The sequence below is a fragment of the Pseudomonas sp. MWU12-3103b genome (assembly GCF_023100615.1).
In the GTDB taxonomy this organism is placed as follows: Bacteria; Pseudomonadota; Gammaproteobacteria; order Pseudomonadales; family Pseudomonadaceae; genus Aquipseudomonas; species Aquipseudomonas putida_A.
Genome location: NZ_JALMEY010000039.1, coordinates 1 through 1,179 on the forward strand (window position 1 = coordinate 1; position 1,179 = coordinate 1,179).

Annotated in this window: 1 protein-coding gene; it reads left to right on the forward strand. The window is 53.2% G+C overall.

Going from position 1 to position 1,179, the window contains the following annotated elements; translation table 11 throughout:
• Positions 1 to 207: 207 nt before the first annotated feature.
• On the forward strand, positions 208 to 1,143 hold the full coding sequence (locus tag M0808_RS28365) for a transposase (protein WP_103369841.1): 936 nt from the start codon (positions 208 to 210) through the stop codon (positions 1,141 to 1,143).
• Positions 1,144 to 1,179 lie beyond the last annotated feature (36 nt).

A 1,179-nucleotide genomic window follows, 5' to 3' on the forward strand; every position in this document is an offset into this window, starting at 1 on the left:
GCTCGCTTGTATGTTTAGACTTGAAGGGGTGGGCGGGACTACAGACTCGATTCTGACTCTGACCAGTACAGACCGTGGGAGACTTCTCGTCCCGCCCCTTCTACCCAAAGCGCCAATAAGGAATTCATCGGTAAACCGACGACAGAGACAAGCCAGCGCAACGGTAGACCCCAACAAGCTCTTAAACCCTAGCTCCGAGGATTCGTCATGACAATCCTTACTTCGCAGACGGTTGTTGGTATCGATATCGCCAAGGCCGAAATCGTTGTCTATCGCGCCGACTTGGAAACCATTGAAGCGGTCAAGAATGATCGTGCCGCCCTCAAACGTTGGCTCAAAACTCTGCCCGCGCAAAGCGCTATCGCTGTCGAAGCCACCAATATCTACCATTTGGAGACTGTTGATCTGGCTCATGCGATGGGACATCAGGTCTATGTGGTGGATGCTTATCGAGTCAGCCACTATCGTCGCGGTGTCGGTCAGCGAGCCAAAAATGATCCCTGCGATGCACGCGTGCTCGCACGCTATCTGACGAATGAACAAAGCAAACTGCGGCTTTGGAACCCGCCTCCTAAAGCCTACACGGTACTGAAAAGCTTGCTGCACAGACGCGCGACGCTGATTCAGAACCATACGGGTCTGATGTTGAGCTGGGCCGACGAACCCTTGCTGAAGAAAGAACGTACGGCTCAGCAAAAGGCATTCGAGCGATCCGACAAGGTCATTCAAAAACTGCTGCGCAAAGTCAGCAAAGAGGCCGGTATTGATGACAATATTGACCGCTGCAAAGCAATCGAGGGCGTGGGAGAGCTGACTGCGACTGGGTTGGCAACGACCTATATGCGCGGTGACTTTGCCAACAGCGACGCGTTCATCGCGTTTTTGGGTATGGATCTGACGGTGGACGATTCGGGGAAAAAGAACGGCCCGAGGTTCCTGAGCAAAAAAGGAGATCCGGAGATCCGTCGATTAGCCTACAACGCCGCAATGGCGGCGTGTCGCTCAACCAAGTGGAAGCCTTTTTACGAGTCATACCTGGCCAGAGGCTTCTCGAAAACACAGGCATTGGTAGCTCTTGCTCGCAAGCTCTGCCGAGTGGCATTCACCCTGATGAAGAATCAGGGCGAATACCGATCAGTTTGAGATTCTAGGGTTGCTGAGCAACATAGAATCTCCCAC